Here is a 24,310-nt window from a genome sequence, read left to right as displayed (position 1 = left end):
GGTCAAAAGCTCCCGGAATGGCTGCGGGTCGGGCGGTCCATGATGCGGCGGCCCATCAGGCTCGCCGTCAGGTCGACCATAAGCGTCGCGGTCCGGCCACGCTCGTCGAGAAAAGGATTCAGCTCGACCAGGTCGAGGCTGGAGACGAGGCCGCTGTCGGACAGCATCTCCATCACCAGATGCGCCTCGCGGAACGTCGCACCGCCGGGAACCGTGGTGCCGACAGCCGGTGCAATCGACGGGTCGAGAAAGTCGACGTCGAGACTGACATGCAGCAGCCCATTCTCATCAGACACGCGCGCCAGGAAGGCGCGCAGCAGCGGCGCGATGCCATGCTCGTCGATGGCGCGCATGTCGTGCACGGTCACGCCCGCCTGGTTGAGCGCGCTGCGCTCGGCCGGGTCGACGCTGCGCAGACCCATGGTGCAGATACGCTTGGGGTCGACCGCCGCCGGCAGGTCCGGAAAGTAGCCATGGAAACCGGGCTGGCCGCTGGCATAGGCGAGCGGAACGCCGTGCAGATTGCCGCTGGCGGTGGTGTCCAGCGTGTGGAAGTCCGGATGCGCGTCGAGCCACAGCACGAACAGTGGACGCCCGGCCTCAGCGGCGCGGCGGGCGAGACCCGACACGGTACCGGCTGAGATCGAATGGTCGCCGCCGAGAAAGATCGGCATGGCGTCCTCGCTCGCCGCATAGGCGGCCGCTGCGATGGCTGATGTCCAGGCCGATATTTCGGGCAAGGCCTTCAGGGCGAGGTTGCCATGCACGACGCGCTTCACCGGCATGGCCTGAACGGCGCCCATATCCTCGACGACATGGCCGAGGCCGGACAGCACCTCGGCAAGCCCTGCCGTCCTCAGCGCACTCGGCCCCATTTCGCAGCCCATTCTGCCAGCGCCGTCCTGCACCGGCGCCCCGACGATCTTGCAACGCATTGTCTTTCCCGCGGCCAAAGTTCGAATGGGCGACAGCAGACCATGGCGAGCCGGCAATATGAACAGGTAGAATTGGCAATCCGCGAAGCATCATCTATCATAATGGCGGAAGAATTTATCAAAATGGTAATCCCGATGGATGCATTGGACGAACGGCTCGTCACCTTGCTGCGGCATGACGCCCGGCGCAGCGTATCCGACCTCGCCGTCGATCTCGGCGTCTCGCGCGCCACGGTGCGGGCACGCATGGAGCGGCTGGAACGTTCGGGCGACATCATCGGCTACACGGTGGTCCTGCGCGCCGACGCCGTCGATCAGCGCATCCGCGGCATCATGCTCATCGAGATCGAGGGCCACGCCGCCGACCGCGTGGTCCGGGCACTGGGCGGCTTCCCGGAAGTCTCGACCATCCATACCACCAATGGCCGGTGGGATCTGGTGGTCGAACTCGGGACGGCCTCGTTGACCGATTTCGATGCCGTGCTGCGGCGCATCCGATTGATCGCCGGAATCACGGGCAGCGAAACGAGCCTGCTCCTCGCCACGCCGCGCACGACGCGAGCACGACTGACGTAGGCACGTTCAATGACGTTCGGATGCCGAGGACGCGCAGGAGTGCTTGAGCGCGCGTCGACGCGATGAACGAGGGACGACGCGACTTCTGAGATTAATGGCGAGCGTCAGCCGAGAAGCTCGGCGGCGACTTCGAGCGTGTTTCGAAGTGACGTCTCGAGATGATTCTCCATCGCCCGCGCGGCGGCCTCGGCATCGTGGAGCTTCAGCGCGTCGAGAATGGCCTGGTGCTGCTCGATCGTCTGTTCGCCATAGCCGGGCTTGGGAATGGCGAGATAGCGGCCGCGGTCCATCTGCGCCTTGGAGATGTCGACCGCCCGCCAGATCATCGGCAGGCCGCAGATCTCGGCAATGGTGCGATGGAAGACGTCGTCGAGCTGGATCGCGGTGGCAAACCTTCCGCGCGCTATGGCGAGCTTGTGCGCCGCCATATTGTCCTCCAGCAGTTCGGCGGACGCCGGGGTCAACTTGGCGGCGGCGCGCCTGGCGCTTTCCATCTCCAGCGCCCTGCGGATGACATAGGCTTCTTCCAGGTCGGCGCGGCTGATCGGCGCGACATAGGTGCCGGTCTGAGCCAGGATTTTCACCAGGCCTTCATCGCTGATGCGCTTGACCGCTTCTCGCACCGGCGTGCGCGAGACTCCGAGCGCTTCGGCGATGGCCACTTCGTTGATGACTTCACCCGGCTTCATCTGTCCGACGACGATCAGATTGCGGATCTTGTGATAGATCTGATCGCGCAGCGGCAGCGCCCGATTTAGCGTCGAAGGATCCAGGTCCATGTCAAATCCATATCTTCGTTCGCCTGAGATCACCAAATTATATTAGCAAGGTCAGCGCAAGCCTCTCACCTTGGTCAGGATATCTTCCGTCAGCGCCGAGACGAGTGCCTTGTCGGCGCCCTTGCTGGGGATCAGGACGAATTCCACATCCTCCAACGGCGGCAGGCGCCCCGATGGGATCTCTTTCAAACCCGAGGGCGACATGCTTTGCGGTTGCACCAGAACCCCCATGCCGGCGCGGGCGGCGGCTGTCAGCCCGCTCAGGCTGCCGCATGTGCAGACAATGCGCCACGGCATGCGGTGCCGTTCGAGCACTTCCAGCGCAATGCTGCGCGTGACGCTGGGCGCCGGGAAGGCAATCAACGGCAAGGCCGCGAGCGACAGGACGTGTTCCGGATCGCGGGCGAGCCAGACAAGCGGCTCGCGATAGACGAGCCGGCCACGGCTGTCGCCCAGCCGGCGCTTTGCCAGAACGAGATCGAGCTCGCCATTGTCCTGCATCTGGTAGAGCACGCCGCTGAGCGCGACGGTCAGTTCAAGATCGACGGATGGGTGAGACCGGACGAAATCCTCCAGCACCAGCGGGAGCCGGCTCGTCACCAGGTCCTCGGATACGCCGAGCCTCAAGGTGCCCCGCAGCCGCTGCGCGGTGAACAACGCCTGCACTTGCCCCTCTATGGACAACAGGGTCCGGGCATGGCCGAGCAGGGCTTCGCCGTCCGGCGTCAGCATCACCTTGTGCGTATCACGGGCAAGCAACTGCCTGCCAAGCGCGGCCTCAAGCTTGCTGATGTGCTGGCTGACGGTGGATTGCCCGAGCCCCAGCCTCTCGGCCGCGAAGGTAAAGCTTCCCATCTGCTGGACGGTGACGAAGCTGCGCAGTTGGACCAGGTCGAGCATTGATATCCCAAAATGCGATAACTGTTATTCGTTGTATCCGGTTTCGCGATGCGCGAGAAGACGGCGCCGCCATTCTGGAGCGAACATGTCATGCGCCGCTTTCTGCCGGACACCTTTCTGATCCTCCTGTTGTGCACAGTCGCGCTTGCGTCGGTGGCGCCCGCGACTGGGACATTCGCGGGATGGTTCGCGATCGCGACCAATCTTGCCGTGGCGCTGCTGTTCTTCCTGCATGGTGCGAGGCTCTCGCGCGATGTCGTCGTCGCCGGCCTGATGCATTGGCGCCTGCACCTGGTGATCCTTCTGACGACCTTTGGCCTGTTCCCGCTGCTGGGCATGGCGCTTGGCTATCTGCCTGCTTCGATCCTGCCCAAGCCGCTCTATCTCGGCATTCTGTTTCTCTGTGTCCTGCCGTCGACGGTGCAGTCCTCGATCGCGTTCACCTCGATCGCCGGCGGAAATGTCCCCGCGGCCATCTGCTCGGCTTCCGCCTCCAACATCTTCGGCATGTTCCTGACGCCCCTGCTCGTCGGCCTGCTCTTCTCCATCGGTGGTCACGGCGGATTTTCGTGGGATTCGGTGAGCCAGATCCTGGTGCAGCTGCTCCTGCCCTTTGCGCTCGGACAGTTGCTGGAACCGCGGATCGGCAACTGGATACGCGCCCGCAAGACACTGTTGATGCCTGTCGATCGCGGCTCGATCCTGATGGTCGTCTATCTGGCCTTCAGCACGGCGGTCGCCGAGGGGCTTTGGCACATGTTCTCGCTGCGCGACATTGCCGTGGTCGTCGTCGCCGACATGGTGCTCCTCGGCCTGGTGCTTCTGTTGACGACCTATGGCAGCCGGCTTCTCGGCTTCGACAGGGCCGACCAGATCACGATCACCTTCTGCGGTTCGAAGAAGAGCCTGGCAAGCGGCGTGCCGATAGCCAACGTCATCTTCGCCGGCCAGGGCGTCGGCGCSATCGTYCTGCCGCTGATGCTCTTCCACCAGATMCAGCTSATGGYCTGCGCCRTKATCGCCCAGAAATATGCCAGTGCGGCGCGCCGGTCTTCCGTACCGCAAGCCGAGCCGGCGGCTTCGGTGGTTTAGTGCCGTCGGGCGAAAGTCTCGGCGATCGCGAGGACCGCGGCGTGAATCGGTCCCGCGGTGAGCCTGGGCATGATCGACGCGTCCACGACAAAGACATTGTCGAGCGCCTTCAGCCGTAGATTTGCATCGACGACGGCGTCCGGGTCCTTGCCCATCCTGCATGTACCGCAGGGATGATGGTGCGTGATGACCGACCGCGCGATGAAGTCGTCGATCTCGGCCGCACTGTTCAGGCTGCCTGGCAGGAGTTCGCGCTCGCGCCAGCCTGCGAGTTCCTCTCCATGCCCGATTGTCCGTGCCGCCTCAAGCGCTTGGCGAAACAACTCGCGGTCGCGGCCGGTTTGCAGGTATCCCGGATCGATGATCAATCGATCGCCGAGCTCAGGCCCGCTTATGCGCACGCTGCCGCGGCTCGTCGGATGGGTGATGCCGAACAGCAGCGAGTATGCCGTGCCGGCGGCGGGCGCCCGAAAGCATTCCGACACGATCGGCGCGACACCGCAGCCAACGACTATTTCAGGCTGCCCGGCAGCGGTGAAGCTGTCAGCCCGCATATAGGCCATCGATTCCGAATGCTGGAGGCGCGATGGCGGCACCGGCTTGCGGGCCGCGTAGAGGTTGCCGGCGCCAAGCAGGTGGTCCTGCAGGTTCCGACCGATGTCAGGCATATCGATCAGGCAGCCGACGCCTGCCGCATCGAGCACATCGCGCGGACCGATGCCCGAACGCATCAGCAAGGCCGGACTTTCCAGCGCTCCGGCGCAAAGGACGACTCGATCCGCCAAGATCTCGACCGAGCCCTGTCGCCCGACGACCTCGAGGCTGCGGACCTGATTGCCCTCCAGCTTGAGCCGCCACACCCGGGAGCCCGTAAGGATGGTCAGGTTCTTGCGGCCGCGAACCGCCTCTGTGAGCCAGGCGTCCGCCACTGTGACCCGCCGCCCGTCGCGAATATTCAAGGAGTTCGGGGTGACGCCRATCATCTCTCCGCTATTGTGGCCCTCGAGGCGAGGCAGGCCCAACGATGCGCCGGCCTCGATGAAGGCACGGGCAAGCGGACTGACTTCGTCCACCGGTAAATGGACAGGCAGCGGCCCGCCTTTGCCGTGAATGCCGTCGCCACCAAGCGGGTGGTCTTCGATAGACTGGAAAACCGGCAGCAGTTCATCCCAGCTCCATCGGCGATCCCCGGTCGCGTCGACCCAGGCCTGGAAGTCGGCAGGATGCCCGCGCATATAACCCATCGCGTGCAGGCAGCTCGAGCCGCCGATCAACCGCCCGCGCGCCCAATGATGCACCCGGCCTGCGGTGCCGGCCTGCGGCTCCGTGCGATAGTCCCAATCGTAGCTGCGGCCCTGAAGCGCCGGCCATGCGGCGGGGTTCCAGATGTCGGGATCCGTCGCCTCTTCGCCTGCCTCGATCAGCAGAACGCGACTGTCCGGATCTTCACTCAGTCGCGCGGCAAGCAACGATCCGGCCGACCCGCCGCCGACGATGACGATATCGCAATTCGGTCTACGCTCGACATCGGCCCTGGTCATCATCACTCCATCTGCCATTTGCCGGCTTCGATGGCCGGCATGTCTGACACCGACATGAAGAAAGCCGCGCACCGATCTGCGTTCGGCCGATCCGAAAACGTCATGAAGGACGTCGAGTCTTCAGACGGAACAACAGTCGATCGAAGAACTCAAATCCCGTGGTCCATGGATATCTTCGCCGCCGCTTTCGCCCTCAGGACGTGATGTTTCGAGGCTTTGCGGGCGGCCTTCTCGTCGCCAGCGGCGATGGATTCGAAGATCTCCCTCATCTCCGCCAGGCTGCTTTGCGCTCTACCCTCCAGGGACATCGACCGTCCTCGAAAGAAGCTGATCCTGGCCACCAGACCGCGATGGACTTCCTCCAGGATCGGATTGCCGCAGTTCGCCAGTATGATCGAATAGAAGTCCGCGGCGGTCATGACCTGCGCCAGGCTGTCATTGCTCGATGCGGCCTCTTCGAACGCCGAAAGGGATTTCTCGAGTTCACGCAACTGTTCCGGCGAAATCCTCAGCGCGCATCGTCCCGCCGCCTCGACTTCCAACAGCTCTCGAACCTCGTAGATGGCGGTTGCCACCTCCCAGGAAAGCGCCGGTATCGACGGCCCGCGGTTGGGCACGATCTCGATCAGGCGTTCGGCCTCAAGACTGCGCAAAGCCTCCCGCAGCGAGGGGCGGCTGATGCCGAGTTGTGTGCACAGTTGACTTTCGATGAGGCGGCTTCCCGGCTGAAACAAACCGGAGAAGATCGCCAGCCGTAACTTGTCGACGGTCTCCCGTTGCACGGTCCGTGGCGAAATTCGCAAATTCAAATCTGGGGGCATAGGTAACGTCTCATGGCCTTTGAGTCGCAAAACTGAAGCAGCATACGCCACGCCATGGAAATTTGACAGCAGGATAGACAGATTGTCAAATCCGAAGATTGCAAGAATGTCAGACAATCTACTTGACGAGGCCACGGTCTGTATGATCCTTTTGCTGGAGACGGGCAGCGGAGGAGAGGATCATGGACATGGCGGCAGAGGGTGCTTCCGACCACTTCATCTCGCGACGCGTCGACATCGGCCGCATCGCCTTGAACGTGCGCCAGAGGGGCAGCGGCCCGTTGATGCTGTTCTTCCACGGCATCACCTCCAACTCCGCCGTCTTCGAGCCGTTGATGGCTCGGCTCTCGGACCGGTTCACGACGATAGCGGTTGACCAGAGGGGGCATGGCCTCAGCGACAAGCCGGAAACCGGCTACGAGGCGAATGACTATGCCGACGACATCGCCGGCCTGATACGCACGCTCGATCGAGGCCGTGCCATCCTCGTCGGGCATTCGCTTGGTGCTCGAAATTCCGTCACGGCCGCGGCGAAATACCCGGATCTGGTGCGCTCGGTCGTCGCGATCGACTTTACGCCTTATATCGAGACCGAAGCGTTGGACGCGCTGGAAGCGCGCGTGAACGCGGGGAGCCAGCTTTTCGACGATGTCGGGGCTGTCGAGGCATACCTCGCCGGCCGCTATCCGAACATTCCCGCCGACGCCATCAGGATCAGAGCTGAAAGCGGCTATCAGCCGGTCGACGGCGGATTGCGTCCATTGGCCTCGCCCGCGGCGATGGCGCAGACCGCCAGGGGCCTGCGAGCGGACCTGGTGCCGGCCTACCGCGACGTGACGAAGCCCGTCCTCATCGTTCGCGGCGAGTCGAGCAAATTGGTTTCGGCGGCGGCGCTGGCCAAGACAAGCCAGCTGCGGCCCGATCTGCCTGTCGTCGTCATCCCGGGCGCCGACCACTACGTCAACGAGGTCTCTCCCGAGATCACGCTGAAAGCCATCACCAACTTTATAGACGCCTGACGGCCAGACGCGCCGTCTTCTTGTACGCAGCATCAGGATAGAAAATGGCCAATGTAAACAAGACTCTGGGCAAGACGCGACGTGCCGAGGTTGCCGGCGGCGGCTTTGCCGGCCTGACCGCCGCCATCGCTCTCAAGCAGAATGGCTGGGATGTCAGGCTGCACGAAAAGAGCTCGGAACTGCGGGCGTTCGGCGCGGGCATCTATCTCTGGCACAATGGCCTTCGCGTGCTCGAAGGGCTGGGCGCCCTGGACGATGTTCTCCAGGGTTCGCACACGCCTCCGACCTATGAGACCTGGATGCACAACAAGTCGGTTTCCAAGGAGACGTTCAACGGTCTCCCCTGGCGCATCATGACCCGCAGCCACCTGCACGATGCCCTGGTCAACCGTGCCCGTGCGCTTGGCGTCGACATAAGCGTCAATTCCGAGGCCGTCGCCGCCGATCCGGAAGGGCGCCTGACGCTTCAGACCGGAGAGGTTCTCGAAGCCGACCTGATCGTCGGCGCCGATGGCGTCGGCTCCAAGGTCAGGGATTCCATCGGCTTCAAACAGGATCGCTGGGTTTCGAAAGATGGTCTTATCCGGCTGATCGTCCCGCGCATGAAGAAAGAGCTTGGTCATGGCGAGTGGGACAACACCATCGACATGTGGAACTTCTGGCCGCGCGTCCAGCGCATTCTCTATTCGCCCTGCAATGAGAACGAGCTCTATCTCGGCCTGATGGCTCCGGCCGCCGATCCGCGCGGATCGAGCGTGCCGATCGATCTCGAAGTCTGGGTCGAGATGTTTCCTTTCCTGGAGCCATGCCTGATCGAGGCGGCCAAGCTGAAAACCGCCCGGTACGACAAGTACGAAACAACCAAGCTCGATAGCTGGACAAGAGGCAAGGTCGCCCTCGTTGGAGACGCCGCGCATGCCATGTGCCCGGCTCTTGCCCAGGGTGCCGGTTGTGCGATGGTCAACGCCTTCAGCCTGTCGCAGGACCTGGAAGAGGGTTCTTCGGTCGAGGATGCGCTCGTCGCGTGGGAGACGCGCATCCGCCCGATCACCGATCGCTGCCAGGCCCTGTCCGGCGACTACGCGGCAAACCGCTCGCTCTCGAAGGGAAACATGTTCACGCCGGCAGCACTGGAAGCCGCCCGCTACGACCCGCTGCGCCGTGTGTTCTCATGGCCGCAGTAGCGTCGGGCAAACCGGCCAACGAATTAATCGGTGCGTGCGGAAACAGCGCGCGCCTTTCAGGAGATAAAGATGAATTATTCCAGTGAAGTCGAACGGGACTATGATGTCAGGGGATGGTACGCCTGCGTCCAGGAAAGCCGGCATGACGGCGGCACGCCTGGCGAAACCCTTGTCAAAGTCGCGACTGGCGTTGTCATACGCAATCCCTTCGCCGGAAAGTTCGTCGCCGAACTGTCTGATCTGACCAATCCGAGCGCAGCGATCGGTCATGCGCTCGGCGAGAGAGCCGTGGCGCTGCTCGGCAACAGGCCGGTCGAAAGCTACGGCAAGGGCGGTATCGCGGGTACGTCAGGCGAACAGGAGCATGTCGTCGCCTGCATCACCACTGTGTTCGGCGATCCGCTGCGCCAGCAGGTGGGCGGTGGCAAGGCCTGGATTTCGTCGGTCAGCAAGGTCGCTGTCGCCGGCACGACCATCGACATCCCGCTTGCCCACAAGGACGAGCTCTACATCCGTTCCCACTATGACGCCGTCACCTTTTCCGTGCCGGATGCCCCGCGCCCGGACGAGCTTCTAATCTGCGTCGCCGTCGCATCGGGTCCGCGCGTGCACCAGCGCGTCGGCGGCAAATCCGTCGCCGACCTCAAGGCCGGCGTCTAGCTCGATCGAATTGCTGAAAGGACGAAAATTTCATGCCTTTGAACATCAAGGACCTCAAGATCACGTCGGCGGATTTCAAGCCGCTCGGGAAACTGCGCGACGAACATGCCGGCGACAAGGGCAACGTATTGCCCAGGCTTACCGTCAGCGGCGTCCCGGCAGGGACGAAGGAACTCGCGATCATCTGCCACGATCCGGACGCGCCGCTCGCCAACGGCTTCACCCATTGGGTGGTCTACGGCATCGATCCCTCGACGACGGATCTTTCGGACGCGCAGGAAAAGTTCCGCGTCGGCCCCAACGGCGCCGGCGGCAAGCAATATTACGGACCCCAGCCGCCCGCTGGCCATGGAGAACATCACTACTATTTCTGGGTCTATGCCCTGGACACTAAGGTCGAAGGGACGCCCACCCGGGAGGAGTTCCTGCAGAAATATGCCGGCAACATCATCGAGCAGAATCGGATTGTCGGCATCTACGAAAACAAGTGAAATCCGCGGCCCTGGCGACCGATAACAACAACAAGAATGGTCGCCATCGCCGCAATGGGAGAATTTGGAAATGACAGACAACAGCCCGGTACACCAGAAGGTTTTCGAGGAGCTGGTTACAGCGACGAAGATACTTCTGAACGAAGGCATCMTGGATACGTTCGGGCACATCAGTGCCCGTGATCCCGAGGATCCCGCAAGCTTCTTCCTGGCGCAGAAGCTTGCTCCAAGCCTGATAACGGCCGGTGACATGCAGCGTTTCAACCTCGACGGCGAAACGTCGGACAACCGGCCGTCCTATCTGGAGCGCTATATCCACAGCGAGATCTACAGGGCGCGGCCCGACGTCCAGTGCGTGCTCCACACCCATTCCCCTGCCGTGCTGCCCTATTGCTTCGTCGACACGCCGCTTCGGCCGGTCACCCATATGGGAGCTTTCATGGGCGAGTCGGTTCCAGTCTATGAGATCCGCGACAAGCACGGCGACGAGACGGATCTCTTCGGCGGTGGCCATGATGTCTGCGCGGATATCGCCGAAAGCCTCGGCGACAGCACCGTGGTCCTCATGGCCCGTCATGGCGTCGTCAATGTCGGCAACTCCGTGCGCGAGGTCGTCTTCCGAGCCTTCTATCTCGAGCAGGAAGCGAAGGCGCTTACGGCCGGCCTGCAGATCGGCAAGATCAAGTATCTGTCGCCAGGCGAGGTCAAGACGGCGGGAAAGCTCGTCGGCGCTCAAATCGACCGGGGGTGGAACCACTGGTCGCAGCGTCTGAGAGAGGCTGGCCTGATCTAGAGCCGGTCGCCTTGTGGAATACCTAGATGGTCCCGGCCCGTGCCGGGATTTCCAGGCCCGGTTTTCAATAGTTCCCTGACGCCACGGCGTCAGCCGAAGGCAATGAAACGCACCATGCCGCACGCTGAAAGCTACGATTACATCATTGTTGGGGCCGGCTCGGCCGGTTGCGTGCTCGCCAACCGGCTGAGCGCCGACCCGGGATGTTCGGTGCTGTTGCTGGAGGCCGGCGGCTGGGACCGCGATCCGATGATCCATATACCGCTTGGATGGGGCAAGATCCTGACCGAGCGTCGCCATGACTGGATGTATTTCTGCGAGCCGGAAGACAATGTCGGCGGACGCCGGGTCGAGTGCGCGCGCGGAAAGGTTATTGGCGGATCCTCGTCGACCAACGCCATGGCCTATGTGCGGGGCAATCGCGGCGATTACGATCGCTGGGCAGGCACGGGGCTCAGCGACTGGTCGTACGACAAGGTGCTGCCGTATTTCCGCAAGCAGGAAAGCTGGGAAGGCGGCGGGAACCAGTATCGTGGCGGCAACGGCCCGGTCAGCACCCAGTTCTGCCGCTACAAGGACACGCTGATCGACGCCTTTGCGAAAGCCAGCGTGGACGCCGGCTATGCGCAGACGAACGACTACAACGGCGAGCGGCAGGAAGGGTTCGGCCGCCTCCAGATGACGATTTCAAAAGGTCGGCGCGCCTCGACCGCGTCAGCCTATCTGCGGCCGGTGCTGAAGCGGCCCAATCTGACCGTCCTGACGGAAGCGAGCGCAACGAAGATCGTGCTGGAGGGTACGCGCGCCACTGGCGTCACCATCAACCATCGCGGCGGCGAACGCAGGGTTCTCGCCCGCAAGGAAGTGCTGCTTGCCGGCGGCGTGATCAACACGCCGCAACTCATGATGCTGTCGGGCATCGGGGCGCAGGATGAGCTTGCCGCGCACGGGATCCAGACGCGGGTCAACCTGCCGGCCGTCGGCAAGAACCTGCAGGATCACGTCTCGGTCATCCTCATGTACCGGCGCCGGGCTCCGGGCGGCCCTTTCCTGCGCAACATGCGCGCCGATCGCATCGGCTTCGATTTCGTCAAGACCTACCTCACGGGACGCGGTTTTTCCGGCGATGTGCCCGGCGGTGTTGTCGCCTTCCTGAAGAGCGGTCCGGCGCGGCCGTTGCCGGACGTGCAATTGCTCTTCACGGCGGCGCCGCTCGCCGCATGGCCCTATTTCAAGCCGTTCAAGGCGCCGTTTGCGGACGGTTTCGCGACGCGCATCGTGGCGACGCAGCCTGAGAGCCGGGGAGCGGTGAAACTGGCGTCGGCTGATCCCTCGGCGGCGCCGCTGATCCACCAGAATTTCCTCGCGTCGCCGAAGGATTGGGAGTCGTTGCGGGCCGGTTTCCGGGTGGCAAGGGATCTGGCCGCGCAGCCCTCCATGCAGCCGTTCATCGAGGCGGAATTCTTTCCCGGTCCGAAGTGCCAGAGCGACGACGAGATCGACGAGCATATCCGCAAGACCTCCATCACCGTGCACCATCCGGCCGGGACCTGCCGGATGGGGGCCGATGCGGCCTCGGTCGTTGACCCGCAACTGCGGGTTCGCGGCGTCGACGGCCTCAGGGTGGTGGACGCGTCCGTCATGCCCGACCTGGTCTGCGGCAACATCAACGCGGCAGTGATCATGATTGCCGAGAAAGCCGCCGACCTCATCGCGAGCTCAAAACAAAGCGGGGCAGTCCAATGATCCGAAATATCGCCATCATCGGTATGGGTACGATGGGGCCGGGCATGGCCGCGCGTCTCGCCAGAGGCGGCCTGCAGGTGGTCGCCTACGATGTCGCCCCGGCAGCGATCGAGCGCGCGCGATCCATGCTGGGCGTGGCCGAGACCGTTCTCGACGCCTTGGGTATCGCGCCACCGTCGGCTGGCACCGGAACGGTCCGCTTCACCGATGATATCCGCGATGCGGTATCCGGGGCCGACCTCGTCATCGAGAACGTTCCCGAGAACATTTCGGTCAAGGCCGATGTGTATCGCACGATCGATGGCCTTATAGGCTCCGATACGATCGTCGCCTCCGACACGTCTGGTATCCCGATCACCAAGCTGCAGGCGCATATCTCGCATCCCGAGCGGATGGTGGGCATGCACTGGTCGAACCCGCCGCACATCATCCCGATGATCGAGGTGATCGCCGGCGAGAACACCGCGCCACAGACCGTGGCTGTTATCCGCGACCTGATCCGCTCGATCGGCCTGCTGCCGGTGGTGGTGAAGAAGGATGTTCCGGGCTTCGTCGAAAACCGCGTGCTCTATGCGCTGCTGCGCGAGGCGGTCGACCTCGTCGAGCGCGGCGTCATCGATCCCGAAGATCTCGACACCTGCGTGTCCTGGGGCATCGGTTACAAGATCGCCGTGATCGGACCGATGGCGCTTCTCGATATGGCGGGGCTGGATATCTACAAGTCCGTCTCCTCCTTCCTCAACGCCGATCTCTCCAATCGCGACGACGTCGCGCCGATGGTGCTGGAAAAGACCAACGCGTCGAAGCTCGGCATCAAGTCGGGCGAGGGCATGTTCTCCTACACGCCCGAGCAGACCAAGGCGCTGCAAGGCGAAAGGGCGCGCAAACTCGTCGCGGTGCGACGCATCCTGGAGGGCCGAGAGTAGCCGTGCGCATGGAACCCATTCGAGCAGCAGGTGGTCGGCCAGCCCATATCCGCCACGATGACGATCTGATTTCCGCCAAGGGCGTTTCGGTGGTCATGGCCAAGCAGCTGGTTCTGCAGAATATCGATCTTTCGGTGCCGAAAGGGTCGTTTGTCTCGCTTATTGGCCCGTCCGGTTGTGGCAAGAGCACTTTGCTCAAGGTCCTGGCCGGACTTGTCAATCCGACGAGCGGCAGCGTTTCGATTGCCGGGCTTTCGCCGGTCGAGGCGGCGCGCAAGCGCATGATCGGCCTCGTCTTCCAGGACGCCAATTTGCTTCCCTGGAAGAACGCCGTCGACAACGCCTCGATGCTGCTTGGCATTGCCGACAAGTCGCTCTCGCGCGCTGAGTTGCGGGCGCGCGGCCAGCAGATGCTGAAACTGGTGGGGCTGGGCGACAGCGCCCACAAGCGCCCCCATGAATTGTCAGGCGGCATGCGCCAGCGCGTCGCCATCGCGCGGGCCCTGGCGCTCGATCCGGCGGTGCTTTTGATGGACGAGCCGTTCGGCGCGCTCGACGCCATCACCCGCGATGCGATGGGCCAGTCGTTGCTGGAGATCTGGCAGCGCACCGGCAAGACCATCGTCCTCGTCACCCATTCGATAGACGAGGCCATTCACCTGTCGCGCCATGTCCACGTGCTGGGGATCAAGCCTGGGCGCATCACCGAGAGCCTCGACATTGGCCTGCCGTATCCGCGCGACCTGTCGGTCACGGAAGATCCGGAGTTCGTCAGGCTGGTGGTTCAACTGCGCACCATGCTGCGCGCCAGCCACCAACCGGGAGGCGCGTCATGAGCGATCAACCCTTCACCAATTTCTCCGAGTCGCGGCCTGAGTCGCGCTTTGCCTCGACCTGGGGGGCGGCGACAGGCAGCTGGCTTCCGGCGGTCATCCTTCTGTTGGTGACGATCGTCGTGTGGGAAGCCGTGGTGCGGATTTTCGCCATATCCGCCTTCATCATTCCCGCCCCGTCCGAGATCGCGCAATCGCTGGTCGCGCAATGGGGAACGCTGATGCAGGCGACGCTGGTGACGGCGGGCGAGATCCTGTTTGGCTTCCTTGTCTCCGTCGTGGTTGGCATTGCCATTGCGCTGGTCATCGTGCGCTTCGACTGGCTGGGGCGAGCGCTCTATCCGCTGGTGGTGCTGTTCCAGAACGTGCCCAAGGTGGCGCTGGCGCCGATCTTCATCCTCTGGTTCGGCTACGGGCTTGCGCCCAAGATCGGCCTGATCCTGGTCATCGCCTTCTTCCCGGTGACCTTGTCGATGCTGGCGGGCATGCAGTCGGTCGATCGCTCGCTGCTGTCGCTGATGAATTCGGTCGGCGCCAGCTCGACGCAGATCCTGTTCAGGATTCGCGTTCCGCATTCGCTGCCCAACCTGATGGCAGGCACCAAGATCGCCGCGACGCTCAGCGTCATCGGCGCCATCGTCGGCGAATTCGCCGGCGCCTCGGATGGGCTCGGCTACGTCATCCAGTTCGCCTCGACCCAGCTCGACACCGCGCTGGTCTTCGCGGCCCTGCTCCTCGTTTCGGTGCTGGGCATCGCCTTCTACTACGCGGCCGAAATTCTCGAACGCATCGTGGTGCCGTGGGCGCCGAAATTCAGCCAGTCCTAGGTCCGCTCTCAACCAATGAAAAAGGGAACAAAAATGCTCAGACGCTCACTCATCAAGGCAGCCGCGCTTGCGGCGTGTGTCGGGACACTCGGCTTCTCGGGCGCGGCCCTGGCGGCGGACAAGGTCAACGTCCAGCTCGACTGGGTGGTGCGCGGCAACCACGCCATGTTCTTCGTCGGCAAGGAAAAGGGCTTCTTCGCCAAGAACGACATCGACGTCGCCGAAATCCGCAAGGGCTCCGGCTCGCCGGACGCCATGCGGCTGGTGGGCAATGGCAACGCGGATTTCGGATTCGGCGACCTTCCCACGCTCGCCGTCGCGCGGTCGCAGAATGTCCCGGTGGTGGCGCTTGCCGCGGTCAACCAGCACTCGCCGCTGGCGATCATCTCGCTGGCGAAGACGATGAAGCTCGCCAAGCCGGCGGATCTCAAGGGTCTCACCATCGGCATTCACCCGGCCGGTTCGACCTACATCTTCTTCAAGGGCTTCCTGGCGGCCAATGGCTTGACTGAGAAGGACATGACGCTGAACAGCGTCTCGCCGCCCTATGAAAGCTATCTGCTTCTGGGCCGGGTCCAGACGGTGGTCGGCTATGTCGACGCCGAGGTCCCCGAACTGGAGGCCAAGGCGGGCGGTCCCGGTTCGCTCAGCATCATGATGGGCTCGGATCATGGTTGGAAGGCCTATGGCTCCGGCCTGTTCACCTCGCAGACAATGATCAAGGACAAGCCCGAAATCGTCGCCCGCTTCGTAAAGGCATACAGGGAGGCCTTCGACTATGTCGTGGCGCACCCCGAAGAGGCCGCCGAGATCACCGCCAAGGCCGCACCCGGCTATGCCGACAAGAAGGATGTGCTGCTGGCGCAGATCAACGCCGACATCGCGTCGACCTTCACCAGCCCGGACACCAAGGAACACGGCCTTGGCTGGATGACGAAGACGCAGTGGGAGGAAACGCTGAAGACGCTCACCGATCAGGGCGTGCTCAAGGCGGCCCTGTCGGCGGACGACGTCTTCACCGACAAATTCCTAGCCAAGGAGTAGGTCGCGCCATGTCGCGGGCCAACGGATCGATGAGCACCTATCGGCATGCCAGCCGGTCCTGCTCCACGCCGCAGGACACGGCGCGCGCTCCCTTGGCCGCGTCAGTGCGGTCGAGCGTGATCTGCACCCGTGTGGCATATGCGCGGCCCGACAGGCCGCACCACAGCCGCTCGACCGGCAGGTTCTCGCGCTTGTCGTTGAGGATCGTGAACGTGCCGCTCTTTCGGTCGAACCAGAGCTCGACGCGGGCGCTCTTGCCCGGCTCGACCGTCGCGATCCCTGCCGAATACCAGTGGGCGAAGTCGGCATTGCAGGACAGCCCTTCATTGCCCGCATTCGAAATCGTCAACGGCACCATGGCAAGCCCGTCGGTGCCCTTGCGGACGATGACATGGTGCAACTCGACCGCGTTGGCGAAGGGTGTGAACGCCAGCATCACCGGAAGGACATAACGAATCTTCACTTTGCCCGATCTCCATGGGTAGATTTTCATCGGGCAGTCTATCTCGCTTCTGCGCAATAACAATAAGAATATTGATTGGGAAATCAAACAGAGAGGGTAACATGTTAAAGATTCTTAAGAGCAGTGTCAGTGCAATTATACTGAGCAGTGTCTTGTTGGGTGGCGCGCTTGCCGGCGAAGTCAAGTCGATCGCCATTCTGACCCCCGAAGAAGGCACCGACTACGGCTGGAACCAGCAAGGCATCGACGCCGCCAAGGCGGCGGGCAAGGCCGCCGGCGTCGAAGTGGTCGTGGCCCAGGGCCTCGGCTACGGCGATGTTCGCCCGACCTTGCGCGAGCTTGCATCCGACGGCGCCAGCCTGCTGATCGCCCATGCCAGCGGTTACAACACCTCGGCGCCTGAAATCGCAAAGGAACTGAAGGTTCCGGTGGCGATCGTCGACACGCCGAACGGCCTGGAGAAGGGCCTCGTCGCCGACTACACGCTGAGCGGCCACCAGGGTGCCTATCTCGCTGGCCGTCTCGCCGCCAAGATGTCGCGTTCCAAGTCGGTCGGCATCGTCGTCTCGGGCGAACCGCCATCGTGGAATTCGCAGTCGGCGGCTTTCGCGCAAGGCGTGAAGGCGGAGAACCCGGACGTCAAGATCACCTATGCGGTGATCGGCCCGGCCGCCTACAGCGACGCGGCCGGCGGCAAGCGCGTCACCGAGAGCGTGATCGCGTCGGGCGCCGACATCATCTTCGGCCAGGGCAACGGTTCGAGCTTCGGTATGCTGCAGGCGGTCGAAACGACCAAGGCAGCGGATGGCGGCAAGGTCTATTTCATCGACGTCATCGGCGACAAATCGCCGATCGACAAGGGCTTCCTGCTGTCGTCGGTGGTGTGGAACATCGAGCCTGTCTATGCGGCGATGATCGCCGACCTCAAGGCCGACACGTTCGGCACCAAACACTACACGATCGGCCTCAAGGACGACTCGGTGAAGCTGCTGAAAACCGCTGCCATTCCGGACAAGGTCTGGACGGAAATCCAGGCGCTGCGCGAGGACGTCATTTCCGGCAAGATCAAGGTCGATCCGGTCTATGACGCGGCCGCCGTCAGGGCATTGATGACCAGCGTCGCCCAGTAAGGCGATCGCGGTCGGCTGCCGGAGGGGTGATCCGTTCACCCCTCCGGCTGATAACCATTTTTGGCGCAGGCATTCATGAGCAGTTCTTCATCATCGTCCGTTGTCGGGCGCGACATTGTCGCGCTTGAAGCCGTGACCAAACGCTTTCCCGGCATCGTCGCCAATGACAGCGTCGACCTGTCGATCCGCCCCGGCGAGGTGCATGTTCTGCTCGGCGAGAACGGTGCTGGAAAATCGACATTGATCGGCATGCTGTCGGGCCTGCAGCAGCCGGACGAAGGACGCATACTGGTCGACGGCAAACCAAAGCCGATCACCTCGCCGCGCCATGCACTGGCGCTGGGCATCGGCACTGTGTTCCAGCACATGATGCTGGTGCCGACGCTGACGGTGGCGGAAAACCTTTTGCTTGGCGGACCGTGGTGGCAACGCCCCCGGACCGAGGAGCTTGAGGCGCGCGTCGCCGAGATCACCCGCAGCCTCGGCATCACGGTGAAGCTGCATGTCAAGGTTTCGGAGCTTTCGCTGGGTGAGCAGCAGCAGGTCGAAATCCTGCGCGCCATGGTGCGCAACAGCCGGCTGCTGATCCTCGACGAATCCACCTCCATGCTGACACCGAAAGGCATCGATGAACTGGGCGCGCTGATGCGCCGCCTTGTCGAGCAGGGCCTGGCGATCGTCTTCATCACCCACAAGCTCAAGGAGGCGGCAGCCTTCGGCGACCGCATCTCGGTGCTGAAGCTCGGCCGCAAGGTCGGCGAGATTCCACCCGAGCGGTTTCGCGCACTGGGTGAGCAGGCGATCATCTCTGAGATCGTGGAATTGATGTTCGGCAAGCGGAAAGACGATCCGGAAGCTGTCGAGCGTCCGGTCCGTACAGTCCAGGCCGATGCGGCGCCGCTGCTTCAGGTCGCGGATCTGGCGGTCGCGCCGACGGACAATGCGCCCGGCCTCTCGTCGATCTCCTTCGACATCCGCCCGGGCGAGATCCTGGGCATCGCCGGTATCGACGGCAACGGCCAGAAGCAACTGGCGGAAGCGCTGGCCGGCCAACGCGCGGCGACCGGCGGTTCAGTGCGGCTGGAGGGCATTCCCATCGAGGCGCTGAGCGTCGGCGAACGCCGCCGCCGCGGTCTGCGCTACCTGACCGATGACCGGCTGGGCGAAGGCACTGTCGGCACCTTCCCGGTATCGATCAACTTCTTCCTCAAGCAGGTTGGCGCGGCCCCGTTCTGGCGCCACGGCGTCGAGCAGCGCGGCGAGATCGACAGGCGCGCGGCAGAGCTCGTGCGTGAATACGACGTGCGCACGCCAAGCCTGAAGACGCCGGTCGCCCGGCTGTCCGGCGGCAACATCCAGAAGGTGCTGCTGGCACGAGAACTGGCGGAGGGTGCCAAGGTGGTGATTTTCAACAAACCGACCTATGGGCTCGATCTCGCCAACACTTTGGCGTCACGCCAACGCATCCGCGATACGGCGGCCCGCGGCCTCGCCGTGCTGCTCATCTCCACCGACCTCGAGGAGTTGCTGAGCATGTGCGACCGTGTTGCCGTCATCGCCAATGGAGCGCTGGTCGGCACCGTCGAGAACACCGACGACGCCCGCACCAGGATCGGCCGCCTGATGATCGGACTTGCCGCATGAGCATCGACACCGCACCCACGGCCAGTGCCACCGCGCTCGATGCCACGAGCGCGGCGACGACGCGCCGCGACATCCTGCACCGGCTGCTGATGACGCTCGGCCCGATCCTCATCGCTCTCGTCATCGCCGGCTGCATCCTGCTTGCCGTCGGCGTCGACCCGCTCGCCTATTACGGCTTCGTGCTGGAGAAAGGACTGTTCTCGCCGCTCGGTATCCAGCAAACGTTGACGCGGATGGCGCCGCTGCTGTTTCTTGCCGCCGGCCTGATCGTCGCCTTTCGCGCCGGCATGTGGAATCTCGGCGGCGACGGCCAGTTCCTGCTCGGTGCGGTGACGGCGGCCGCCAGCGCTCCGGTGTTGGTGGAGATATTGCCGGCTTGGCTGGCGCTCATCTGCTCGTTCCTCATCGCCATGGTCGTGGCGATGATCTGGTCGCTGGTACCGGCTCTGCTGCGTGCCTATCAGGGTGTCAACGAGATCATCACCACGCTGATGATGACGTTCCTCGGCACTTCGCTCGCCAACGTGCTGGTCAAGCTCATGTTTCGCGATCCCGGCACGACCGTGCCGCAGACGCGCACGCTGCCGGTGGAAGACCGGCTGCCGCGCCTGTTCGAAACGACCATCACCAGCGGCCTGCTGCTTGGGCTGGCGGCGATCATCATCGTGCATCTGGTGATGACGCGCACGGCGTTCGGGCTGAAGCTGCGGATCGTCGGCGCCAATCCGCGCGCGGCGATCCATTCGGGCCTGGGCGTGCCCGGCCTGACCGTCGCTGTCTTCGCCATTTCAGCGGGGCTTGCCGGCCTTGCCGGCGCCGTCGACATCATCGGCGTGCAGGGCAATGTCCGCGCCGACTGGAACCCCGCCTACGGACTTGCCGTGATTCCCGCGGTGTTTCTCGCCCGCATGAATGGCTTTGCGGCCATCGGCTTCGTGTTCCTGCTCTCGGTGCTGTCGATCGGCGGGGAGAGCGCGGCCCGGCGGCTCGGCGTGCCCAATCATTTCACGCTGGTTCTGGTCTCCATCGTGCTGATCGTGCTGGCGCTCGCCGAATATGTCGACCATCGCTACAACCAGTCGAGAAAGGCTTAGGGCATGACCGGGCTCTTCAGCGAAGTCTTTCTCAGCGCGTTGCTGTTCGGGGCCGTCACCGCGGCCATCCCGCTGCTGCTTGCCGGCCTAGGCGAGCAGATGTCGGAAAAAGCCGGCGTGCTCAACATCGGCATCGAAGGCATGATGCTGGCCGGCGCCTATCTCGGTTTCGTCGGCGCCTTCTATTCCGGATCGCTGTGGCTCGGCTTCCTCACCGGTGCCGCCGGCGGCGTCGCCGTGGCGCTGGTCATGGCGCTGCTTTGCGTGCGCATCGGGCTGAACCAGATCGTCATCGGCATCGCGCTGACGCTCGGTCTCGAAGGCCTGACGGCGCTGCTTCATCATTTTCAGTTCTCGCGCAGCTATCCCCGTCTGCCGGCGGCGGAAGCCACCGTCATTCCGCTGCTGTCGGATATTCCTGTCATCGGGCCGGCCTTCTTCAAGCATCATCTGATCGTCTATCTGGCGGTCGCGCTGGTGTTCGCCATGGGCTACCTCTACCGGCGCACGCAGCTTGGCCTCAATCTGCAGGCTGCGGGCGACAAGCCGGCCGCGCTCGACGTCGCGGGTATCGACGTCATCAGGACCCGGACCATCGCGGTGCTGACGACCGGCGCGTTGGCCGGGCTTGGCGGCGCCTATCTCGCCAATGTCGGGGCGGGCCTGTTCATTCCATTCATCACCAACGGCGCCGGTTTCCTTGGCATCGTGCTGGCCATGCTGGCGCGCGGCCGTCCGGTCTGGGTGCTGTTCGGCGCCCTGCTGTTCGGCGTCTGCCTGTCGCTGACGACGGCCATGCAGGTGGCCGGCATCAACATACCGACCGACATCATCCAGATGCTGCCGTTCCTGGCGGTGATGATCATGCTGGTGCTGTTCGGCCGGCGCGCCAGCCTGCCGGCGGCACTTGGCATTCCATACGAGCGCGGCGCGCGCTGACAACAATCATGCGCGGATGGGACCCGCGTCAAAAAAGGAGGCAAGAATGTCTGATACCAAGGTCTACCTGCTCGACGGCGGCTCGCTCGTTCTCGACGGCTACCATGTGTTCTGGAACCGCGGCCCTGGCGGCGAAGTGCGCTTCCCCGTCTATTCGATCCTGATCGAGCATGCCGAGGGCCGTTTCCTCATCGACACCGGCTACGACTACGATCATGTCATGAAGGTGCTGCCCTTCGAAAAGCCGATTCAGGAAAAACACCAGACCATCCCTGGCGCGCTTGGCCTGCTCGGGCTCGAGCCCAAGGATATCGACGTCGTCGTCAATTCGCATTTCCACTTCGACCATTGCGGCGGCAACAAGTATTTTCCGCACGCCAAGAAGATTTGCCATCGCTCGGAAGTGCCGCAGGCCTGCGATCCGCAGCCTTTCGAGCATCTCGGCTATTCCGACCTGAGCTTCTCGGTGGAGGCCGCCGAAGCGCGTGGCGCCACCGCGCAACTGCTGGAAGGCACGACGCGCGCCAACTCGACCTTCGAGGGCATCGACGGCGACGTCGATCTCGCCAAGGGCGTAAAGCTGATCTCGACACCAGGCCATTCGATCGGCCACTACAGCCTGCTGGTCGAGTTCCCCAAGCGCAAGCCGATCCTGTTCACCATCGACGCCGCCTACACCCAGAAGAGCCTTGAGACGCTGTGCCAGGCGGCTTTCCACATCGATCCGGTGGCGGGCGTCAATTCGATGCGCAAGGTGAGGAAGCTCGCCGAGGACCATGGCGCCGAGCTGATGTACTCGCACGACATGGACAACTTCAAGACCTACAGGACCGGCACGCAATTCTACGGCTGACCGCCGCCAATCCGGAGACAAGATGATGCGCTATCCCGAACACGCCGATCCCGTCATCACCCTGACCGCGGGGCCGGTGAATGCCTATCCAGAAGTCCTGCGCGGCCTCGGCCGAACGGTGCTCTACGATTACGATCCAGCATTCCAGCTCTTCTACGAGGGTGTGGTCGACAAGGCGCAGAAGGCGATGCGCCTGTCGAACAAGCCGGTCATCCTGCATGGCGAGCCGGTGCTCGGCCTCGAGGCGGCGGCAGCGTCGCTGATCACGCCAGACGATGTCGTGCTCAACCTTGCCTCCGGCGTCTACGGCAAGGGCTTTGGCTTCTGGGCGAAACGGTATTCGCCGCATCTGCTGGAGATCGAGGTCCCCTATAACGAGGCGATCGAACCACAGGCGGTCGCCGACATGCTCAAGGCGCATCCGGAGATCACCATCGTGTCGGTCTGTCATCACGACACGCCGTCGGGCACCATCAATCCGATCGACGCGATCGGCACGCTGATCTCGGCGCATGGTGGCTACCTGATCGTCGATGCCGTCTCTTCCTTTGGCGGCATGAAGACGCATCCAGACGACTGCAAGGCCGATATCTATGTCACCGGCCCAAACAAATGCCTGGGCGCCCCTCCCGGCCTCACCATGATGGGCGTCAGCGAGCGGGCCTGGGCCAAGATGAAGGCCAACCCCCTGGCGCCGCGGTCGTCGATGCTGAGCATCGTCGACTGGGAAAATGCCTGGTCGAGGGACAAGCCGTTTCCGTTCACGCCGTCGGTCTCGGAAATCAACGGGCTCGACGTCGCGCTCGACCTCTATCTCAATGAGGGGCCGGAGGCGGTGTGGGCGCGCCACGCGCTCACCGCCAAGGCCATGCGCGCGGGCGTCACCGCGATGGGCCTGTCGATCTGGGCCGCCAGCGACAGCATCGCGTCGCCGACCACCACCGCCGTCCGCACCCCCGAAGGTGTCGACGAGCAGGCGCTTCGCCAGGCCGCGCGCGCCCGCTACGGCGTGGTGTTTTCGTCGGGGCGCGGGGAGACATTGGGGAGGCTGACGCGCATCGGCCATATGGGGCCGACCGCCCAGCCGATCTATGCGATCGCCGCACTCATGGCGCTTGGCGGCGCCATGAACGCGGCCGGTCAGAAACTAACGATCGGCAAAGGCATCGAGGCGGCGCTGGCCGTTATCGATGCCGACGCCTGAACCGACATCACCAGATCACGGATTGAGGGAGCATTTTCATGACTGAACGGCTTGCGGGAAAGACGGCCCTGGTGACGGGCGCCGCACAGGGTATCGGCAAGGCGATCGCGGCGCGGCTTGCCGCCGACGGGGCGACCGTCATCGTCAGCGACATCAACGCCGAAGGCGCCAAGACTGCCGCCGCGGCGATCGGCGGAAAGGCGAGGGCGATCGCCGCCGACATTTCCGATCCGGCCTCGGTCAAGGCACTCTTCGCCGAAATCCTGGCGCTGACCGGAGGCATCGATATTCTGGTCAACAATGCCAGCATCGTGCCGTTCGTCGCCTGGGACGACGTCGATCTCGACCATTGGCGCAAGATCGTCGACGTCAATCTGACCGGCACCTTCATTGTCAGCCGCGCCGGCACGGACCAGATGCGTGCGGCGGGCAAGGCCGGGCGGGTGATCAGCATTGCCTCCAACACCTTCTTTGCCGGCACGCCGAACATGGCGGCCTATGTCGCGGCCAAGGGCGGCGTCATCGGCTTCACCCGGGCGCTGGCCACCGAACTCGGCAAATACAACATCACGGCCAATGCTGTGACGCCCGGCCTGATCGAGAGCGATGGCGTCAAGGCGAGCCCGCATAACGAGGCGTTCGGCTTTGTCGAGATGCTGCAGGCGATGAAGGGCAAGGGCCAGCCCGAGCATATCGCCGATGTGGTTTCGTTCCTGGCCTCCGACGATGCGCGCTGGATCACCGGCCAGACGCTGAATGTCGATGCCGGGATGGTCAGGCACTAAGTCGGAGAGCGACTGCTCAGCCCCGCAATGC

The 24,310-nt window shown here is 63.6% G+C and carries 25 protein-coding genes; 19 read left to right on the top strand and 6 right to left on the bottom strand.

Annotated elements, in window-relative coordinates; all coding sequences use genetic code 11:
* Window positions 1–2: 2 nt before the first annotated feature.
* On the bottom strand, window positions 3–935 hold the full coding sequence (gene rocF, locus AC1DPX_RS23215; protein ID WP_202355953.1) for an arginase: 933 nt from the start codon (window positions 933–935) through the stop codon (window positions 3–5).
* 135 nt (window positions 936–1,070) lie between these two features.
* On the opposite strand from rocF, the gene AC1DPX_RS23210 reads away from it, so the two are divergent.
* Window positions 1,071–1,511: an Lrp/AsnC family transcriptional regulator gene (locus AC1DPX_RS23210; RefSeq protein ID WP_031261243.1), complete on the top strand. Its 441-nt coding sequence runs from the start codon at window positions 1,071–1,073 to the stop codon at window positions 1,509–1,511.
* Between the two features lie 104 nt (window positions 1,512–1,615).
* Here AC1DPX_RS23210 and AC1DPX_RS23205 read toward each other — a convergent pair whose 3' ends face one another.
* The gene (locus AC1DPX_RS23205; RefSeq protein WP_202355952.1) at window positions 1,616–2,290 is read right to left on the bottom strand and encodes a GntR family transcriptional regulator; all 675 of its coding nucleotides are present in this window, start codon (window positions 2,288–2,290) and stop codon (window positions 1,616–1,618) included.
* A gap of 51 nt (window positions 2,291–2,341) precedes the next feature.
* Window positions 2,342–3,190, bottom strand: coding sequence for a LysR family transcriptional regulator (locus AC1DPX_RS23200; RefSeq protein ID WP_477239770.1), 849 nt, complete (start codon window positions 3,188–3,190; stop codon window positions 2,342–2,344).
* Window positions 3,191–3,238: 48 nt separating this feature from the next.
* Between AC1DPX_RS23200 and AC1DPX_RS23195 the strand changes: the two genes are divergently transcribed.
* Window positions 3,239–4,282 (top strand): bile acid:sodium symporter family protein, encoded by a 1,044-nt coding sequence (locus AC1DPX_RS23195; RefSeq protein WP_477239769.1) that lies wholly within the window; start codon window positions 3,239–3,241, stop codon window positions 4,280–4,282.
* Here the strand turns inward: AC1DPX_RS23195 and AC1DPX_RS23190 are convergent.
* Window positions 4,279–5,841: a GMC family oxidoreductase gene (locus tag AC1DPX_RS23190; protein ID WP_477239768.1), complete on the bottom strand. Its 1,563-nt coding sequence runs from the start codon at window positions 5,839–5,841 to the stop codon at window positions 4,279–4,281. The two genes, AC1DPX_RS23195 and AC1DPX_RS23190, sit on opposite strands and share 4 nt — an antisense overlap.
* A gap of 131 nt (window positions 5,842–5,972) precedes the next feature.
* Entirely contained in the window at window positions 5,973–6,761 is a 789-nt protein-coding gene (locus AC1DPX_RS23185; RefSeq protein ID WP_244730527.1) for a GntR family transcriptional regulator, read from the bottom strand.
* A 65-nt stretch (window positions 6,762–6,826) separates the two neighbouring features.
* On the opposite strand from AC1DPX_RS23185, the gene AC1DPX_RS23180 reads away from it, so the two are divergent.
* The 10 genes from AC1DPX_RS23180 to AC1DPX_RS23135 all read left to right on the top strand — a co-directional run bounded on the left by AC1DPX_RS23180 (window position 6,827) and on the right by AC1DPX_RS23135 (window position 16,167).
* Window positions 6,827–7,663 (top strand): 2-(acetamidomethylene)succinate hydrolase, encoded by an 837-nt coding sequence (locus tag AC1DPX_RS23180; protein WP_477239767.1) that lies wholly within the window; start codon window positions 6,827–6,829, stop codon window positions 7,661–7,663.
* A gap of 44 nt (window positions 7,664–7,707) precedes the next feature.
* Entirely contained in the window at window positions 7,708–8,847 is a 1,140-nt protein-coding gene (locus tag AC1DPX_RS23175; RefSeq protein ID WP_477239766.1) for an FAD-dependent oxidoreductase, read from the top strand.
* 69 nt (window positions 8,848–8,916) lie between these two features.
* Window positions 8,917–9,507 carry an amino acid synthesis family protein gene (locus tag AC1DPX_RS23170; RefSeq protein ID WP_202355946.1) on the top strand — a complete coding sequence of 197 codons (591 nt, stop codon included), beginning with the start codon at window positions 8,917–8,919 and terminating at the stop codon, window positions 9,505–9,507.
* Window positions 9,508–9,539: 32 nt separating this feature from the next.
* Window positions 9,540–9,998, top strand: a complete 459-nt coding sequence (locus AC1DPX_RS23165; protein WP_202355945.1) for a YbhB/YbcL family Raf kinase inhibitor-like protein — start codon at window positions 9,540–9,542, stop codon at window positions 9,996–9,998.
* Between the two features lie 70 nt (window positions 9,999–10,068).
* Complete coding sequence (locus AC1DPX_RS23160) at window positions 10,069–10,791, top strand: class II aldolase/adducin family protein (RefSeq protein ID WP_477239765.1); 723 nt, start codon at window positions 10,069–10,071, stop codon at window positions 10,789–10,791.
* Window positions 10,792–10,905: 114 nt separating this feature from the next.
* The gene (locus AC1DPX_RS23155) at window positions 10,906–12,537 is read left to right on the top strand and encodes a GMC family oxidoreductase (protein WP_477239764.1); all 1,632 of its coding nucleotides are present in this window, start codon (window positions 10,906–10,908) and stop codon (window positions 12,535–12,537) included.
* Window positions 12,534–13,463 (top strand): 5-formyl-3-hydroxy-2-methylpyridine 4-carboxylate 5-dehydrogenase, encoded by a 930-nt coding sequence (fhmpcd1, locus tag AC1DPX_RS23150; RefSeq protein WP_477239763.1) that lies wholly within the window; start codon window positions 12,534–12,536, stop codon window positions 13,461–13,463. The genes AC1DPX_RS23155 and fhmpcd1 overlap by 4 nt, the downstream gene beginning before the upstream one ends.
* Before the next feature lie 2 nt (window positions 13,464–13,465).
* Entirely contained in the window at window positions 13,466–14,299 is an 834-nt protein-coding gene (locus tag AC1DPX_RS23145) for an ABC transporter ATP-binding protein (protein WP_477239762.1), read from the top strand.
* A complete protein-coding gene (locus tag AC1DPX_RS23140) occupies window positions 14,296–15,123 on the top strand; it encodes an ABC transporter permease (RefSeq protein WP_477239761.1) in 828 nt (275 codons plus the stop codon). Before AC1DPX_RS23145 ends, AC1DPX_RS23140 begins: the two co-directional genes overlap by 4 nt.
* Before the next feature lie 33 nt (window positions 15,124–15,156).
* Window positions 15,157–16,167 carry an ABC transporter substrate-binding protein gene (locus AC1DPX_RS23135; protein ID WP_477239760.1) on the top strand — a complete coding sequence of 337 codons (1,011 nt, stop codon included), beginning with the start codon at window positions 15,157–15,159 and terminating at the stop codon, window positions 16,165–16,167.
* 37 nt (window positions 16,168–16,204) lie between these two features.
* On the opposite strand, the gene AC1DPX_RS23130 is transcribed toward AC1DPX_RS23135, so the two are convergent.
* Window positions 16,205–16,630, bottom strand: coding sequence for a hypothetical protein (locus AC1DPX_RS23130; RefSeq protein ID WP_477239759.1), 426 nt, complete (start codon window positions 16,628–16,630; stop codon window positions 16,205–16,207).
* A 101-nt stretch (window positions 16,631–16,731) separates the two neighbouring features.
* Here AC1DPX_RS23130 and AC1DPX_RS23125 point away from each other — a divergent pair, with 101 nt between their 5' ends.
* From AC1DPX_RS23125 to pldH, 7 genes are all read left to right on the top strand, one after another.
* A complete protein-coding gene (locus AC1DPX_RS23125; RefSeq protein WP_477239758.1) occupies window positions 16,732–17,760 on the top strand; it encodes a putative B6 ABC transporter substrate-binding protein in 1,029 nt (342 codons plus the stop codon).
* Window positions 17,761–17,835: 75 nt separating this feature from the next.
* Window positions 17,836–19,404: a putative B6 ABC transporter ATP-binding protein gene (locus AC1DPX_RS23120; protein WP_477239757.1), complete on the top strand. Its 1,569-nt coding sequence runs from the start codon at window positions 17,836–17,838 to the stop codon at window positions 19,402–19,404.
* Window positions 19,401–20,498 carry a putative B6 ABC transporter permease subunit 2 gene (locus AC1DPX_RS23115; RefSeq protein ID WP_477239756.1) on the top strand — a complete coding sequence of 366 codons (1,098 nt, stop codon included), beginning with the start codon at window positions 19,401–19,403 and terminating at the stop codon, window positions 20,496–20,498. The genes AC1DPX_RS23120 and AC1DPX_RS23115 overlap by 4 nt, the downstream gene beginning before the upstream one ends.
* 3 nt (window positions 20,499–20,501) lie before the next feature.
* Entirely contained in the window at window positions 20,502–21,437 is a 936-nt protein-coding gene (locus AC1DPX_RS23110; protein ID WP_202355934.1) for a putative B6 ABC transporter permease subunit 1, read from the top strand.
* Window positions 21,438–21,483: 46 nt separating this feature from the next.
* Window positions 21,484–22,290, top strand: coding sequence for a 4-pyridoxolactonase (gene pldA / locus AC1DPX_RS23105; protein WP_477239755.1), 807 nt, complete (start codon window positions 21,484–21,486; stop codon window positions 22,288–22,290).
* Between the two features lie 25 nt (window positions 22,291–22,315).
* Entirely contained in the window at window positions 22,316–23,494 is a 1,179-nt protein-coding gene (ppaT, locus tag AC1DPX_RS23100; protein ID WP_477239833.1) for a pyridoxamine--pyruvate transaminase, read from the top strand.
* Window positions 23,495–23,532: 38 nt separating this feature from the next.
* On the top strand, window positions 23,533–24,279 hold the full coding sequence (gene pldH, locus AC1DPX_RS23095) for a pyridoxal 4-dehydrogenase, SDR-type (RefSeq protein WP_477239754.1): 747 nt from the start codon (window positions 23,533–23,535) through the stop codon (window positions 24,277–24,279).
* Window positions 24,280–24,310: the final 31 nt, after the last annotated feature.

It is taken from the genome of Mesorhizobium sp. 01N446, from assembly GCF_056399285.1.
Note: the sequence above shows the minus strand (reverse complement) of the source record. Positions and strands in the feature narration are given on the sequence as shown.

Coding starts and splice junctions, on each gene's coding strand:
- AC1DPX_RS23175 (WP_477239766.1), top strand. CDS start 7,708: ATGGCCAATGTAAACAAGACTCTGGGCAAGACGCGACGTGCCGAGGTT.
- AC1DPX_RS23165 (WP_202355945.1), top strand. CDS start 9,540: ATGCCTTTGAACATCAAGGACCTCAAGATCACGTCGGCGGATTTCAAG.
- pldH (WP_477239754.1), top strand. CDS start 23,533: ATGACTGAACGGCTTGCGGGAAAGACGGCCCTGGTGACGGGCGCCGCA.
- AC1DPX_RS23200 (WP_477239770.1), bottom strand. CDS start 3,190: ATGCTCGACCTGGTCCAACTGCGCAGCTTCGTCACCGTCCAGCAGATG.
- pldA (WP_477239755.1), top strand. CDS start 21,484: ATGTCTGATACCAAGGTCTACCTGCTCGACGGCGGCTCGCTCGTTCTC.
- AC1DPX_RS23135 (WP_477239760.1), top strand. CDS start 15,157: ATGCTCAGACGCTCACTCATCAAGGCAGCCGCGCTTGCGGCGTGTGTC.
- AC1DPX_RS23170 (WP_202355946.1), top strand. CDS start 8,917: ATGAATTATTCCAGTGAAGTCGAACGGGACTATGATGTCAGGGGATGG.
- AC1DPX_RS23125 (WP_477239758.1), top strand. CDS start 16,732: ATGTTAAAGATTCTTAAGAGCAGTGTCAGTGCAATTATACTGAGCAGT.
- AC1DPX_RS23115 (WP_477239756.1), top strand. CDS start 19,401: ATGAGCATCGACACCGCACCCACGGCCAGTGCCACCGCGCTCGATGCC.
- AC1DPX_RS23110 (WP_202355934.1), top strand. CDS start 20,502: ATGACCGGGCTCTTCAGCGAAGTCTTTCTCAGCGCGTTGCTGTTCGGG.
- AC1DPX_RS23205 (WP_202355952.1), bottom strand. CDS start 2,290: ATGGACCTGGATCCTTCGACGCTAAATCGGGCGCTGCCGCTGCGCGAT.
- rocF (WP_202355953.1), bottom strand. CDS start 935: ATGCGTTGCAAGATCGTCGGGGCGCCGGTGCAGGACGGCGCTGGCAGA.
- AC1DPX_RS23180 (WP_477239767.1), top strand. CDS start 6,827: ATGGACATGGCGGCAGAGGGTGCTTCCGACCACTTCATCTCGCGACGC.
- fhmpcd1 (WP_477239763.1), top strand. CDS start 12,534: ATGATCCGAAATATCGCCATCATCGGTATGGGTACGATGGGGCCGGGC.
- ppaT (WP_477239833.1), top strand. CDS start 22,316: ATGCGCTATCCCGAACACGCCGATCCCGTCATCACCCTGACCGCGGGG.
- AC1DPX_RS23155 (WP_477239764.1), top strand. CDS start 10,906: ATGCCGCACGCTGAAAGCTACGATTACATCATTGTTGGGGCCGGCTCG.
- AC1DPX_RS23120 (WP_477239757.1), top strand. CDS start 17,836: ATGAGCAGTTCTTCATCATCGTCCGTTGTCGGGCGCGACATTGTCGCG.
- AC1DPX_RS23140 (WP_477239761.1), top strand. CDS start 14,296: ATGAGCGATCAACCCTTCACCAATTTCTCCGAGTCGCGGCCTGAGTCG.
- AC1DPX_RS23210 (WP_031261243.1), top strand. CDS start 1,071: ATGGATGCATTGGACGAACGGCTCGTCACCTTGCTGCGGCATGACGCC.